The following is a 13,276-nucleotide window of genomic DNA, read 5'->3' as shown; positions in this document are numbered from 1 at the left end:
GTCCGAACCTACGTCGCGCGCTCCAGCGGGGGCGTCGCGGGCGGCGTGCTGGTGTCGACGAGCTCCTTCATGAGGGCCCGCCGGACCTTCGGCTGCTGCGACAGCGCGACCGCCACGATCGTGAGCAGCACCCACATCGTCACGCTGCTGAGGACGACGAAGATCGCGGGCAGCACCGTCACGCCGGACCGCGCCGCCCACTGCTCCGCGGCGAACACGCGCACGATGAGCATGAGGTTCACGACATAGCCGAGCACGTAGGACACCGCGAAGACGATCGCGAACTGCTTGAGCGTGCCGTCCTTGCGCCGGTGCCAGATCGGCTCGTCGCGGATCGGCACGATCACCGAGGCGATGTTGCCGACGCCGAGCCACAGGACGATGAACGAGATCATCAGCGCGCAGGCCCGGAGGAACGCCTCCCAGCTCCCCGCCCGCCAGGACAGCAGGGCGCTGATCACGAACCCGATCGGCGCCACCAGGCAGATCAGCGCCAGGTTCTTGGTGATCAGGAGGTGCCAGAGCCGGGCGCCGCTCTCCAGCGCCGCGCGCACCCGCTCGCCGTCGAAGCTCATCGCGTTGAGGCACACCGCGCCGCCCATGACCACCGAGACCGCCCACAGCCCGAGGTAGGGCAGATACTGGGCCATCCGGTCCCACTGGAACAGGCGGATCACGCCGAGGTAGAGCAGCCCGAGCGCCAGGCTGATCGCGAGGCTCTTGAGCAGCGTGCGCGGCCTGCGCGTGAGCATGTAGCCGATCTCGCCGCGCAGGCCGTGCGCGAGCGCCGGTCCGTGGCGCCCGACCGCGGTGCGCCCGGCCAGCACGGCGTGGCCGTCCACGGCCGCGGCCCCGGGTTCGGCCTCGCCGGCGTCGATCCGCGCGAGGCGGGCGTCGAGCACGGCGAGGTGGGCCTCGATCAGGGCGAGCCGCGCCACGGAGACGGCGGCCGCGGCGTCGGCCTCGCTGCGGGCGGCGTCGGCGTAGGTCACCGCCTCGGGCGGCGGGGGCCCGTCCTCCGCGTGGTCCTCGGCGAGCAGCGCCGACCGCACCCGCAGACGCCGCTCGTCGCTCCCGGCGCCGAGCGGCTCCCGGCGCTCCGCGGTCCGCTGGTCGTCGAGGACCCGCCGGACGTGCCGGCGCAGCGCGTCGACGTCCGCGCGCTCCTTCCACTTCGAGGCCAGCGCCTCCCGCTCCGCGGCGCCGGCGCGTTCGACGAGCTCGGCGAGGTCATCGACGGCGGACACGGGAGCGACCTTCACGAGTCGCGGGTAGGGGGCGCCTCATCCGGAGCGGGTGAAGTGTCTAGGCGTGATCGGCGTGCCGCAGCTCCTCGCCGACCCGGCGCAGGTGGTGCTCGCCGGCCACGACCCGGCGCCGGCCGAACGGGCCCGGGCAGAACGGCTCCTCGTCGCGGAGCAGCTGGGCGGCGCGCTCCGCGAGCCAGGGCGGCTCGGCGAGCTCCAGCGACCCCGTCGCCGCCTCGCCCCACACCAGCCCGAGGGCCTGCGTCGACGCCGCGGCCAGCCGGTCGCGGTGGTCGGGGAAGAGGACGGAGTCAGCGCGGGACTGGAGCAGGTCGAGGTCGAGCGGGACCCGCCGCCCGTCGGACAGGGCGACGGCGGTCCCGCCGATGTAGACGTGCAGGTGCGGGCGCACCCCGTTGACGCGGGGGACGCGCTCCTCGACGACGTGCGCGAGGGCCAGCCGGGCCGGCTCGGGGCCGTCGGGCCCGTGGACGTACCCGACGGTCGCCTGCACCGCGCGGGCCGTGGTCGACGCCTCGTGGTCGTGAATCTTCCGCAACGCCGCCACCGGCGACGCGTGGCCGGTCGACTCGAGCATGGTCATGTACAGCGACAGGGAGAGCGGCACCGGGACGACGAGGTCGATCGCGTCGTCCGGTGGGAAGCCCGTGACCAGGTCGAACAGCCGGTCGGGACGCACCGGCGTGTCGGACGTCGACATCATCTCCGACCACCCCCGCGCAGTGACGCACACCACCGTACGGGGGCCGCGCCGATTCAGCGCGCCGAACGGTTGCCCACGGCCGGAGTGGCGAGCAGCTCGCGGGCGGCGGCGAGCAGCCCGTCCTGGTAGGCCGGGTCGGCCGCGCGGGAGGACCGGTCGCCGAAGCCGCGCCGGTAGTCCAGGACACCGCCGGACGGGCCGGTCGGGTTGAGGACGAGGCTCGCGAGCGTGGCGCCCGACTGCTCGGCCGTGAGGGCGAACGGCGCCAGCGCCACGAGCGGGGCGGCGAGCACCCGCAGCGCTCCCTGCTGCCACGCGGGCCGGGACCGGGCGAGGCCCGTGTCGGGCATCAGCCCGGGGTCGTAGCAGGTCCAGTGGGTCGCGGGGTACGCCCGCGCGTAGGCGCCGGTGAGCGCGGTGGTGTGCAGCTTCGAGGTACTGTAGCGCTGCGGACCGCTCGCGCCCGCCGTCTCGCCGCGGGCGAGGGCGCCGAGGTCGAGGTCCTCCACCGGGTCCGGGATGAGCACCGTCAGGCCCGGGACGTGGGTGCCCGAGCCCAGGAGAACCGCCTGGGCCGGCGGGCGCGGGCCCGCCATCAGCGCGTCGAGCAGGACGACGTGGCCGAGGACGTTGATCGCGAGGGTCTCCTCGACGCCGTCGGCGGTGAACGACGGCGTCGGCCCGCTGAACTGCACGCCGGCGTTGGCGACGACCGCGTCGAGGGCCGGCAGCCCCGCCGCCACCTCGCGGACGTGCTCGGGGCGCGCGAGGTCGAGGAGCAGCGGCGACCCGCCGATCTCGTCGGCGACGCGCGTGACGGCGGCGGGATCGCGGCCGCTGACGACGACGTCGGCGCCGCGGCGGGCGAGCGTGCGGGCGGTGGCCAGTCCGAGACCGCGGGTGGCCCCGGTGATGAGGATGCGCATGACGCCGACGCTACTGGCAACACGTGCCATGTGGCAATTTTTGCCAGATGGCGCAGCCTGTCACACTGGGCTCGTGAGCACGCCGTCCCTGCGCGAGGTGAAGAAGCGGCGCACCCGTGACGCCATCGTCGCGGCGGCGACCCGGCTCTTCGACGAGCACGGCTACGACGCGGTCACCGTCGCCCAGGTGGCCGAGGCCGCCGAGGTGGGGCAGCGGACCCTCTACCGGCACTTCGCCGACAAGGAGGACTTCCTCTTCGGCGGCGACGAGGAGGTCGCGCAGGTCATGGCCGCGGCGGCGGCGTCCGCGCCCGCCGGCAGCACCGGGCCCGCGATCCTCCGTCACGCGGTGCGCGCCGGTGCCGAGGTCATCGAGCCCGACCGCGCGACGCTGGCCCGGCGCGCGCGGGTGATCGCCCGCACGCCGGCGCTGCAGGCTCGCGACGGCATGAAGCACGCCCGGATGCAGCAGCTCTTCGTCGACGAGCTCGTGCGCCGCGGCCACCCCCACGATCGCGCGCGCCTCACGGCCGGCGTCGGGATCGCGTGTGTCACCGAGGCGCTGACCCGCTGGCTCGAGGGCCCGGACGGCACCACGCTCGACGAGGCCCTCGACGCCGTCGAGGCCGAGGTGCGCACGCTCACGCCGTGAGGGCTACAGCGCCTTCTCCCCGAAGAACACCGCGATGTGGTTGCCGTTGTACGGGGGGATCGCGCGGTAGCCGGCGTCGGCGAACAGCGCCCGGCTGTGCCGCTGCGCGGCGCCGGCGTCGAGGCGGACCCGGGCGTAGCCGAGCTCGCGGGCGGCCTCCTCGAGGGCGGCCAGCAGCGCGCGTCCCACCCCGCGCGAGCGGGCCGACGGCACGACGTACATCCGCTTGATCTCGGCGACGTCGTCCTCCAGGCGCCGTACCCCGCCGACCGCCACCGGGCGGCCGTCGACGTGGCCCACGAGGAACCGCCCGTGCGGCGGCGCCATCTCGTCGGGCGTCGTCACCGACCCCGGACGTGCCGCCCGGCCCGGGTACTGCGCGTCGAGCAGCGCGTTGAGCTCGGCGAGCAGCTCCCGGCCCGGCGACTCGTCGGCGCGTGCGGCCCGGAAGACGATGTGTTGGGTCGAGCTCCGCTTCGCTCCGTCTCCCGCCGTCAGGAGACCCCGAGCCGTTCCGCGGCAATCCGCGTCCCCGCGACGCGGTTCGTGATCTTCTGGAACGCCACCTCGCGGGCGAAGTCGGGGGAGCCGTGGTTGGGCTTCTCGTCGATCGAGAAGGGTGAGAAGCCGCAGTCGTCGGTGGAGCCGAGCTGCTGGCGGTCGATGAAGTCGGCGGCACGGACGAGCCGGTCGGCGACCTCCTCGGCGCTCTCCACGCGCGGGTTGCCCGGGTTGATCACGCCCAGGTAGGCCATCTGCATCACGCCGTTGGCGTCGGTGCGCAGGTGCTTGCCGATCGACTCGTAGACCGGGTCCTTCTCCCGCTCGCTCGCGAGCTGGATGAGGAAGTAGCCGGCATCGATCTTGAACATCTCCGGCAGCAGGTTGTTGTAGGGCACGTCGGCGGAGTGCACCGAGTCGCGGTCGCCGCCCGGGCAGGTGTGGATGCCGATGCGGGTGCGCTCCTCCGGGGTGAAGCGCGCCATGACGCCGTTGATCAGTTCGACGAAGTGGGGGAGCAGGCCCGCGCCGGTCCAGGGGTTGCGTGGGTCCTCGCGCGTCGCGAGGCGGCCCTCGGTGAAGTCGACCGACACTCGCGCGGCGCCGGCGTCGAAGGCGAGGCGGATGTCCTTCTCGCACTCGTCGATCAGCTTCGCCTCGAAGTCCTCGCGGCTGTAGCCCTCCACCGGGTCGCGCAGCGGGTAGAGCAGGGCGAGCATCGACGGGGCGATGACGGCCTGCTTCATCGGTGTCGACGTCTTCCCGATCGACTTGCGCAGCGAGTCCGCGGCGTAGTTCACGTACTCGAACGGGCCCTTCACGAGCTGCGGCAGCTGGCGGCCGTGGCCGTCGGCGAAGATCGCGAAGAACTGGCCGCCCGGCCCGAGCGAGGGCGCGAGACCGGTGCCGGCGAGGGTGTCGGTGATCGGGTAGGTCGCGAACGACGACCACCGCTGCTCGCCGTCGGAGATGATCGGAGCGCCGGTGGCCTCGTAACGGCGGAGGGTGTCGTCGACGGCCGCGTCCTGCTCGGCCTCGAGCGCCGCCTTGTCGATCTTCCCCTCGTCGTACGCCGCGTACGCCTCCTGGAGCTTCGCGGGCCGCGGCATCGAGCCGACCGGCTCGGTGGGGATCCCGGTGGCGGTGCGGGGGTCGTACTCGGTCATGACGGTGCTCCCGGTTCGTCGTCGCGACTGGGGAGCCGCCGCCGACGCTAGGATGTGACCTAGATCACGTCAACGTGCGACCTCATCCTCCACGGGTGGCGACGCCGGTGCCCGCGCGGACTACGACCGACGTGTGTGCCTGTTCATCCTGCTGCTGCTCCTCGGGCCCCGCTTCGTCATCGTCGTCTGGTGGCTGGTCGCTCCGTTGACCTGGAGCGTCGCCTTCGGCGGGACGTTGCTGCTGCCGATCCTCGGCTTCCTGATCCTGCCGTGGACGACGCTGATGTACGTGCTGGTCGCGCCTGGTGGTGTCGTCGGGATCGACTTCCTGTGGCTCGCGCTGGCGCTGTTCGCCGACATCGCGAGCCATGCCGGCGGCAACGTCTACCGCCGCCGCCGGGCATGACCCGCGAGGCGGTCACCTCCCGCTGCGCTGCTTGACCTCGCCGGCGGCCATGTCCTTCTTGCCGCTGTACTCGAGCTTCTTGTTGCCCGTGGCCTGCCCGGTGACCTCCTTCGCCTTCCCCTTCACCTGCTGCGTGCGGTTCTTGGCGGTCTTGTCGGCACTCATGTGATCGAGATTCCCGGGTCGTGCACGACCAGTCGCGCGCCATCGGTAAAGAGGCCGGTTGCCCGGCGAAGTGACTCCGTCCGGAGGTGCTCAGGACTCCGGGCGCAGGGAGGTGTCCCACGCGGCGACGTGCACCTCGGCGACCTCGTTCGGGCCGACCGTCCAGCTCGGGTGCCGGTCGAACAGCAGGGTGTCGTGGCCCGGGACGATCCGGTCGAGATCGCCGCCGAGGTAGCGGTGGATGTCGCCGTAGGTCATGAGCATCGAGTAGGTGTTGCCGTTCGTGTAGCCGCTCGGCCACATCTCCTCGACGTTCGAGTACCACATCACGGCGTCCCCGGCGACGACGTAGCGCCCGCCAGAGGTCTCCACGGAGACCCACTGTGTGCCGAAGGTGTGGCCGTCCTTCGACAGGTGGCCGCGGATGCCCGGAGCGAGTTCCTCGTCGTCGCCGACGAACAGCAGGCGGTGGTCGCGCGCGAGCTCGCCGAACACCCGGGCGTCGTCGCGGTCGAACGACGACGTGATCCAGCTTTCCTCGCCGAGCGGGGTGTACAGATCCGGCAGCGCGAGAGCCTTCAGCCAGCCCTGGTACTCGTCCCACTGCACGAACACCTCGGCGTTCGGGAACGCGCCGACGTTGTTGGCGTGGTCGAAGTGCATGTGCGTCAGGAAGATCTTCTCGATCTGCGCCGGGCGCACTCCGACCTTGTCCAGCACCGTCTCCGGCGACTCCCAGTCGTAGAAGCCGAACCGGTGGATCCACTTGTCGGCGTGGAACCCGGCGTCGACGAGGTAGTGGTGGGTCGTGCCGTCGTCGTCCCGCCCGGTCACGAGCACGTAGATCATCGGGGACGCCGAGACCCCCTCGCCGCTGTGGATCGGGACCCCGCCGAAGAACTCGCGAGGCAGGTCGACGTGCGCGAAGCACAGCGGGCGGATCGAGTAGTCGGGCATGTGCAGCCTCCACCGGTGCGGACGCCCCCCGTCCCGGACGCGATCGCAGCGCGCCGCACGGCAGGCGGGAAGGCCGGTGTCCGACGGTGCTGGACACCGCGTCCTCGATCGCGATGGAAGCTGTGCCCATGAGCGCACACACCGCGATCGTCACCGGCGGCGGCCGGGGCATCGGCCGGGCCGTCGTCGACCGCCTGCACCGCGACGGCGCGCAGGTGGTGGCCTGCGGCCGGTCCGCCGATCCCGGTGACCTCCCGCCCGGGGTGCGCTGGGTGCGCGCCGACGTCGCCGTCCCCGCGGACGCCGAGCGGATCGTGGCCGAGGCGAACGCGGCGTTCGGGCCGGTGTCGGTGCTGGTCAACAACGCCGGCGTGCAGCTCGAGAAGACGGTGACCGACTCGACCGACGCCGACTGGGACCTCGTCGTCGGGGCGAACTGCCGCGGGGTGTTCAACCTCTGCCGGGCCGTGCTGCCGCAGATGGGCGAGCACGGCGGGGTCATCGTCAACTCCGGCTCCACGTCGGCGGAGGTCGCCGACCCGTCGCTCGCGCTCTACAACGCGTCGAAGGCGTTCGTGCACGGGCTGACGCGGTCGATCGCCGTCGACCCCGGGCCCGCGGTCCGCTGCAACGCGGTTGCTCCGGGATGGGTGATGACGGCGATGGCGCAGGACGCGTTCGCGCTGGCCGACGACCCGGACGCAGCGCGCCGCGACGCGCTGGCCCGCCTGCCGGTCGGGCGGTTCGGGGAGCCGGCGGACGTCGCGAACCTGGTGGCCTGGCTGGCCTCGGACGAGGCGCGGTACGTGACCGGCCAGTTCTTCACCATCGACGGCGGGATGACCGCGGCGTCACCGCTGAACCCGGGGCTGTTCTGAGCTCATGTCTGATCTCATGACGCGCATGAGGATCGAGCGCATCACCGTCCACGAGGCGCGGCTGCCGGTGGCGTCGGGCACCTACCGGACGTCGAGCACGACGGTCGAGGCGCTCGACAGCACGCTGGTCGAGATCGTCACCGACGAGGGGCTGTCGGGGTGGGGCGAGACGTGCCCGCTCGGGCCGGTGTACCAGCCCCACCATGCGCTCGGGGCCCGCGCGGCGCTCGAGCGGATCGGCCCCGGCCTGGTCGGCACGGACGCCTCGTCGGCGCGGGTCGTCGCGGCGCGGATGGACGCGCTGCTCGGAGGGCACGAGTACGCGAAGGCCGCCGTGGACATCGCGGTGCTCGACCTCGTCGGGCAGCGCCTCGGGGTCCCGGTCTCGACGCTGCTCGGCGGCGCGCTGGTGGACCGCGTGCCGTCGTACTACTCGGTGATCGTGGGGTCGGCCGAGGCGAGCGCCCGCAGCGCGGCGCAGCAGGTCGACAGCGGGTACCGCCACGTCCAGCTCAAGGTCGCCGGCCGGGACCTCGGCGAGGACGTCGCGGCCGTCCGCGCGGTCCGGGAGGCGATCGGTGACCGCGCCCGCCTCACCGTCGACCCGAACCGCGGGATGACCGTCGCCCACGCGATCCAGTTCGACCGGCTCACCGCCGACATCCCCTTCGTGCTCGAGCAGCCCTGCAACACCCTCGAGGAGATGGAGCTGCTGCGCGGGCGCCTGGACCACCCGGTCTCCCTGGACGAGACCACGATCGACCTCAACACCGTGCTGCGCGCGATCGGCGACAGGATCTGCGACGGCTTCTCCTTCAAGGTGACCCGCCTCGGCGGGCTGACGAAGGCCGCGGTCGCCCGCGACCTGTGCGCGCTGCGCTCGCTGCCGCACACCGTCGACGACGCGTGGGGCGGCGACGTCATCGCCGCGGCGTGCGTCCACCTCGCCGCCACCGTCGAGCCGCGCCTGCTCGACGGGGTCTGGATCGCCCAGGAGTACATCGGCCACCACTACGACCCCGACCACCCCGTCGTCGTGGAGCACGGGGAGATCGCGGTGCCGCAGGGCCCCGGCCTCGGGGTGCGTCCGCGCCCGGAGCGGCTGACCGGGCAGGTGGCGGTGTACGAGGCCTGAGCTACCGCAGCGGGATAGTGCGGACCTCGTGGGGGACGCCGTCGCGCAGCAGCGCCGCCAAGTCCCGCGGGACGATCGTGTGCGGGGTGGTGGCGAGCTCGTCGACCGACCACCACCGCATCTCGGCGACGAACTCCCGCTCCTCGGGGGTCCAGCCGGCGTCGGACAGCACCCGCGACGCGCAGCGGGCGAGGACGAAGTGCTGGCGGAAGAGGAGCGGGACACCGTCGAACTCGAGGACCTGCTCGCCGTACCAGAGCACGGGACCCAGCTCCGCGTCGACGATGCCCGTCTCCTCCGCGAGCTCCCGGCGCGCCGCCGCGAGCACCGTCTCGCCCGGCTCGATCCCGCCGCCGATCAGCACCCACAGCTCGGGGTCCTGCCCCGCGACGCGCATGAGGAGCACCTCGCCGCGCGGGTCGAGCAGCACGACGCGGGCGGTGGGACGTTCCTGCACCCGCCCATCGTCCAGGGTCAGGGACGAACGACCGACGGCTCGCGGGTCGGGGCGCGGCGCGAGAGCAGGTAGCCCGCGCCGGCGGCGAGCGGGAACATGATCACGCCGTAGACCGCCGCCGGCACCGCGAGCCGCTCGTCGCCGAGCACCGTCAGCGCCACCGCGATCGCGAGCGTGCTGTTGTGGATGCCGATCTCGAAGGCGGAGGCCACCGACTGCCGGTAGCCCACCCGGAACAACCGCGGCACGAGGAACCCCGCGGTCAGGCTGATCAGGCAGAACAGCGTGGTGACGACGCCGACGTCGGCGAGGTACGTCCCGAGGTCCTCGCGCTCGGCGAGCAGCGCGCCGGCGATCACTCCGACGAGGACCACCGCCGAGAGGATGCGCACGGGACGCTCGGCGCGCTCCGCCGTCGCCGGCGACAGCCGCCGCACCAGCATCCCGAGGACGACCGGCACGAGCACGATCGCGAACACCTGCAGGATCTTGTCGAACTGCAGGCCGACCGTGGACCCGAGCGGGGGCGCGAACCAGCCGAGGGCGAGGTTGACCACCAGCGGCAGGGTCAGCACGGCGATCACCGAGTTGACGGCCGTGAGCGTGATGTTGAGGGCGACGTCGCCGCGGAACAGATGGCTGAACAGGTTCGCCGTGGTGCCGCCGGGGGAGGCGGCCAGCAGCATCATGCCCACCGCGAGCACCGGGTCGAGGCCGAGGACCACGACCAGCGCGAAGCACGCCGCCGGGAGCAGGAGGATCTGCGTCGCGAGCGCGACCCCGACGGCCCGCGGCTCCTTCGCGATCCGCGCGAAGTCGCCCACGGTGAGCGAGAGCCCGAGGCCGAACATCACCACGGCCAGGGCGACGGTGGTCAGGGCGGTGTCCATCGGCTCTCCCGGGCGCCGGCGGCGGGTGCGCGCTCATATTCGGACAGAACTGACGGTCCGGACAAGCCTCGACGTGAGCTCGTCAACTGTGCACACTTTGTCCCGGTAACGGTCGTTGACGAGGAGGTCCGGGATGAGTGCACGGGTCGCGGTGGTGACGGGGGCGGCGAGCGGTATCGGCCGCGGCTACGCCGGGCGGTTGGCGGCGGACGGCCTGACGGTCGCCGTCCTCGACCGCGACGACGCCGCCGACACGCTCGCCGAGGTCAAGCAGGCCGGCGGGGACGGGATCGGGGTACGCGTGGACCTCACCGACCCCGCCTCGGTGGCCGCCGCGGCCGAGGAGGTCGCCGAGCGCGTCGGCGCGCCGTCGATCGTCGTCAACAACGCCGGCATCTACCCGAACAAGCCGTTCGAGGAGCTCACGTTCGCCGACTGGCGCGCGATCTTCGACGTCAACGTGGATGCACTCTTCCACGTCACGCAGGCGTTCCTGCCCGCCATGCGCGCGGCGAGCTGGGGCCGGATCGTCAACATGTCCTCGAACTCGATCGCCCTGGCGGTCACCGGGTTCACCCACTACATGGCGACCAAGATGGCCGTCATCGGGTTCACCCGCGGGCTGGCGACCGAGGTCGCCGAGCACGGCATCACGGTCAACGCCATCGCGCCCAGCCTCACCCGCACGCCCGGCACCGAGGCGGGCCCCGAGGCGTTCTTCGAGATCGTCCCGCAGTTGCAGGCCATCAAGCGCCTGCAGCAGCCCGCGGACCTCGCCGGGTCGCTCGCCTTCCTCGTCTCCGACGACGCCGCGTTCGTCACCGGCCAGACGCTCTACGTCGACGGCGGGCTCGTCCGCGCCTGAGTCTCGTCGGCGGCAGGGAAGCGGCACTCCGTCAGCTCCTGCGAGACCTCCCAGACGCGCCGGGCCTCCTCCTCACTGCGCAGCGGCGCGTAGAGCTTCTGCTCGGCGGGCGGGCCGCCCATGTTCCCGAGCCCGCTCGGCCCGTAGAAGCGCCCGCCGCGGGCGTCCGGCATGGCCGCGGCGTAGAGCGCGGGGAGCCCGGCCGACTCGGCGGTCCCGACGACCAGCCCGCGCGCGGCCATGGCGCCGATGATCCGGCGGCCCAGGGTCGGCTGCTCGCGGCCGAGCTCGGCGCGGGCGGACAGCAGGTTCGTGGGTGCGACCCCGGGGTGGGAGATGTTGCTGGTGATGCCCCAGCCGCCGGCCCGGCTGCGTCGCTCGAGCTCGAGCCCGAAGAGCCCGAACGCGATCTTGGACTGCCGGTAGGCGCCCATCCCGTCGTAGGAGCGCTCCCAGTTCAGGTCCTCCCAGTGGATGGCGCCGCCGCGCGCGGCCACGCTGACCTGCGACGTCACGCGGGCGCGGCCGGCGCGCAGCAGCGGCAGCAGCTGGGCGACGAGGGCGACGTGGCCGAGGTGGTTGGTGCCGAACTGCACCTCGAAGCCGTCGACGGTCGTCTGACGGTCGGGCGGGGTCATGACGCCGGCGTTGTTGATCAGGAGGTGGATCGGCCGGTTCTCCTCGCGGAGGGTCTCGCCGAGGGCGGCGACGGAGTCGAGCGAGGAGAGGTCGAGCGCGCGCAGCGAGACGGTCGCCTTCGGCGCGCGCTCGCGGATCCAGGCGAGCGCGGCCTCTCCCTTCTGCGGGTTCCGCACCGGCAGGACGACCTCGGCGCCGGCCAGGGCGAGCCGGGTCGCGATGCCGAGGCCGATGCCGTCGCTCGCGCCGGTGACGACGGCGCGCTGCGGGGCGAGGCCGGGGAGGGTGATGTCGGGACGCGTGCGGGCCATGTCGGCCGTCCTCTCGTCGGTGGGTCTGCCACCGAGACTCCGGCGTCACCGCGCGGACAACCACGGCCTGACGATCCGTGGATCACGGGAACCCCTCTCGCGCGAAGGGGGGATCGGCAGGTCGTGGTTGGCGGCCGTTGTCGGCGGTACGAACGAGAGGAACCGGGGAGAGGGCGGTGGCGATGATCGATCGGGCCGGGCTGGCGGAGTTCCTGCGGCGTCGTCGGGAGTCGTTGCAGCCCGAGGACGTCGGTCTGCCGCGGGGGCAGCGGCGCCGCACGAGCGGGTTGCGGCGTGAGGAGGTGGCGGCGCTGTGTCACATGTCGACCGACTACTACGCGCGGCTGGAGCGTGAGCGTGGGCCGCAGCCCTCGGAGCAGATGATCGCTTCGATCGCGCAGGGCCTGCATCTCTCGCTCGACGAGCGCGACCACCTCTTCCGGCTCGCCGGGCAGCACCCGCCGGCCCGGGGCGCGGCCGCCGAGCACATCAGTCCCGGCATGCTCCGGGTGCTCGACCGCCTCGACGACACGCCCGCGGAGATCGTCACCGAGCTCGGCGAGACGCTGCGCCAGACCCCGCTGGGCGTCGCCCTGACCGGCGACACGACGAGCTTCACCGGGCCGTTCCGGAGCATCGGGTACCGGTGGTTCGCCGACCCTGCCGCCCGCTCGCTGTACGCGCCCGAGGACCACGAGTTCCTCTCCCGGATGTGGGCGTCGGGCCTGCGGGAGGTCATGGGTCGGCGCGGCCGCGACTCCCGCGCGGCGTACCTCGCGGACCTGCTCTTCGCCGACAACGAGGAGTTCCGGGCGGTGTGGAACGAGCACGAGGTCGGCATCCGCCCGCACGACGTGAAGCATTTCGTCCACCCCGAACTGGGGCGGCTCGACCTGAACTGCCAGGCGCTCCTCGACCCCGAGCAGTCGCAGTCGCTGCTCGTCTACACGGCCGTCCCGGGCAGCGAGAGCTACGAAAAGCTGCAGCTGTTGTCCGTGATCGGGGCGCAGGCGTTGCACTGACGCGCGTCATTCGGGCCGGCGCTGCTCCTGATCACGGACACCGCCGACGTGAAGCACGGCTCGACCGGCCGTAGGGCGCGTCGGCTTTCGTGAACTTGCTTCGATTTTCGAAGCACATGCCTCAGACGGGGACGCGGGGTCGTCCGCCGAGGCGTGGTCGTTGGTGGGGGTCGATCCAGTGGGGTGGGGTGAACCAGGGCCGGCCGTCCCGGATGGTGACGGTCCAGTGGCCGTGGTGGAGCAGTTGGTGGTGGTAGCTGCACAGCAGCACCAGGTTGTCGATCCGGGTGGGGCCGTGGTCGCGCCAGTGGCGGATGTGGTGGGCGTGGCAGCGG

At 72.7% G+C, this 13,276-nt stretch carries 17 protein-coding genes; 6 read left to right on the top strand and 11 right to left on the bottom strand.

The annotated features are described in order from the left end of the window. Positions 1 to 8: 8 nt before the first annotated feature. The 3 genes from WCD58_RS30505 to WCD58_RS30495 are packed head-to-tail and all read right to left on the bottom strand — an operon-like array spanning position 9 to position 2,897. Complete coding sequence (locus WCD58_RS30505) at positions 9 to 1,247, bottom strand: MFS transporter (protein ID WP_337706898.1); 1,239 nt, start codon at positions 1,245 to 1,247, stop codon at positions 9 to 11. A gap of 58 nt (positions 1,248 to 1,305) precedes the next feature. After that, entirely contained in the window at positions 1,306 to 1,971 is a 666-nt protein-coding gene (locus WCD58_RS30500) for a hypothetical protein (protein WP_337706897.1), read from the bottom strand. A gap of 53 nt (positions 1,972 to 2,024) precedes the next feature. Continuing rightward, positions 2,025 to 2,897 carry an SDR family NAD(P)-dependent oxidoreductase gene (locus tag WCD58_RS30495; RefSeq protein ID WP_337706896.1) on the bottom strand — a complete coding sequence of 291 codons (873 nt, stop codon included), beginning with the start codon at positions 2,895 to 2,897 and terminating at the stop codon, positions 2,025 to 2,027. A gap of 73 nt (positions 2,898 to 2,970) precedes the next feature. On the opposite strand from WCD58_RS30495, the gene WCD58_RS30490 reads away from it, so the two are divergent. After that, positions 2,971 to 3,549, top strand: a complete 579-nt coding sequence (locus WCD58_RS30490) for a TetR/AcrR family transcriptional regulator (protein ID WP_337706895.1) — start codon at positions 2,971 to 2,973, stop codon at positions 3,547 to 3,549. 3 nt (positions 3,550 to 3,552) lie between these two features. Here WCD58_RS30490 and WCD58_RS30485 read toward each other — a convergent pair whose 3' ends face one another. Further along, positions 3,553 to 3,939, bottom strand: a complete 387-nt coding sequence (locus WCD58_RS30485) for a GNAT family N-acetyltransferase (protein WP_337707003.1) — start codon at positions 3,937 to 3,939, stop codon at positions 3,553 to 3,555. A gap of 104 nt (positions 3,940 to 4,043) precedes the next feature. Further along, on the bottom strand, positions 4,044 to 5,216 hold the full coding sequence (locus tag WCD58_RS30480) for a uroporphyrinogen decarboxylase/cobalamine-independent methonine synthase family protein (RefSeq protein ID WP_337706894.1): 1,173 nt from the start codon (positions 5,214 to 5,216) through the stop codon (positions 4,044 to 4,046). A 133-nt stretch (positions 5,217 to 5,349) separates the two neighbouring features. Between WCD58_RS30480 and WCD58_RS30475 the strand changes: the two genes are divergently transcribed. After that, positions 5,350 to 5,622, top strand: coding sequence for a hypothetical protein (locus WCD58_RS30475; protein WP_337706893.1), 273 nt, complete (start codon positions 5,350 to 5,352; stop codon positions 5,620 to 5,622). Between the two features lie 12 nt (positions 5,623 to 5,634). Here WCD58_RS30475 and WCD58_RS30470 read toward each other — a convergent pair whose 3' ends face one another. Continuing rightward, complete coding sequence (locus tag WCD58_RS30470; protein ID WP_337706892.1) at positions 5,635 to 5,787, bottom strand: CsbD family protein; 153 nt, start codon at positions 5,785 to 5,787, stop codon at positions 5,635 to 5,637. Between the two features lie 90 nt (positions 5,788 to 5,877). Beyond that, positions 5,878 to 6,744 (bottom strand): MBL fold metallo-hydrolase, encoded by an 867-nt coding sequence (locus WCD58_RS30465; protein ID WP_337706891.1) that lies wholly within the window; start codon positions 6,742 to 6,744, stop codon positions 5,878 to 5,880. Between the two features lie 128 nt (positions 6,745 to 6,872). On the opposite strand from WCD58_RS30465, the gene WCD58_RS30460 reads away from it, so the two are divergent. Together WCD58_RS30460 and WCD58_RS30455 are read left to right on the top strand one after the other, a co-directional pair. Beyond that, entirely contained in the window at positions 6,873 to 7,622 is a 750-nt protein-coding gene (locus WCD58_RS30460) for an SDR family NAD(P)-dependent oxidoreductase (protein ID WP_337706890.1), read from the top strand. 25 nt (positions 7,623 to 7,647) lie between these two features. Continuing rightward, a complete protein-coding gene (locus WCD58_RS30455; protein ID WP_337706889.1) occupies positions 7,648 to 8,757 on the top strand; it encodes a mandelate racemase/muconate lactonizing enzyme family protein in 1,110 nt (369 codons plus the stop codon). 1 nt (position 8,758) lies between these two features. Here the strand turns inward: WCD58_RS30455 and WCD58_RS30450 are convergent, their stop codons facing one another. After that, positions 8,759 to 9,214, bottom strand: a complete 456-nt coding sequence (locus WCD58_RS30450; RefSeq protein ID WP_337706888.1) for an NUDIX hydrolase — start codon at positions 9,212 to 9,214, stop codon at positions 8,759 to 8,761. 17 nt (positions 9,215 to 9,231) lie between these two features. Beyond that, positions 9,232 to 10,104: a bile acid:sodium symporter family protein gene (locus WCD58_RS30445; protein ID WP_337706887.1), complete on the bottom strand. Its 873-nt coding sequence runs from the start codon at positions 10,102 to 10,104 to the stop codon at positions 9,232 to 9,234. Between the two features lie 133 nt (positions 10,105 to 10,237). Here WCD58_RS30445 and WCD58_RS30440 point away from each other — a divergent pair, with 133 nt between their 5' ends. After that, on the top strand, positions 10,238 to 10,969 hold the full coding sequence (locus tag WCD58_RS30440; protein WP_337706886.1) for an SDR family NAD(P)-dependent oxidoreductase: 732 nt from the start codon (positions 10,238 to 10,240) through the stop codon (positions 10,967 to 10,969). Here the strand turns inward: WCD58_RS30440 and WCD58_RS30435 are convergent. Beyond that, a complete protein-coding gene (locus WCD58_RS30435) occupies positions 10,939 to 11,919 on the bottom strand; it encodes an SDR family oxidoreductase (RefSeq protein ID WP_337706885.1) in 981 nt (326 codons plus the stop codon). The genes WCD58_RS30440 and WCD58_RS30435 overlap by 31 nt on opposite strands. 182 nt (positions 11,920 to 12,101) lie before the next feature. Here WCD58_RS30435 and WCD58_RS30430 point away from each other — a divergent pair, with 182 nt between their 5' ends. Continuing rightward, positions 12,102 to 12,941, top strand: a complete 840-nt coding sequence (locus tag WCD58_RS30430) for a helix-turn-helix transcriptional regulator (protein ID WP_337707002.1) — start codon at positions 12,102 to 12,104, stop codon at positions 12,939 to 12,941. A 121-nt stretch (positions 12,942 to 13,062) separates the two neighbouring features. On the opposite strand, the gene WCD58_RS30425 is transcribed toward WCD58_RS30430, so the two are convergent. Next, on the bottom strand, positions 13,063 to 13,276 hold a 214-nt coding region (locus WCD58_RS30425), incomplete at its 5' end, for an HNH endonuclease (RefSeq protein WP_337706884.1).

Source organism: Actinomycetospora flava, assembly GCF_037400335.1.
Lineage (GTDB): Bacteria > Actinomycetota > Actinomycetes > Mycobacteriales > Pseudonocardiaceae > Actinomycetospora > Actinomycetospora flava.
This window is presented reverse-complemented; position numbering and strand designations above follow the sequence as displayed.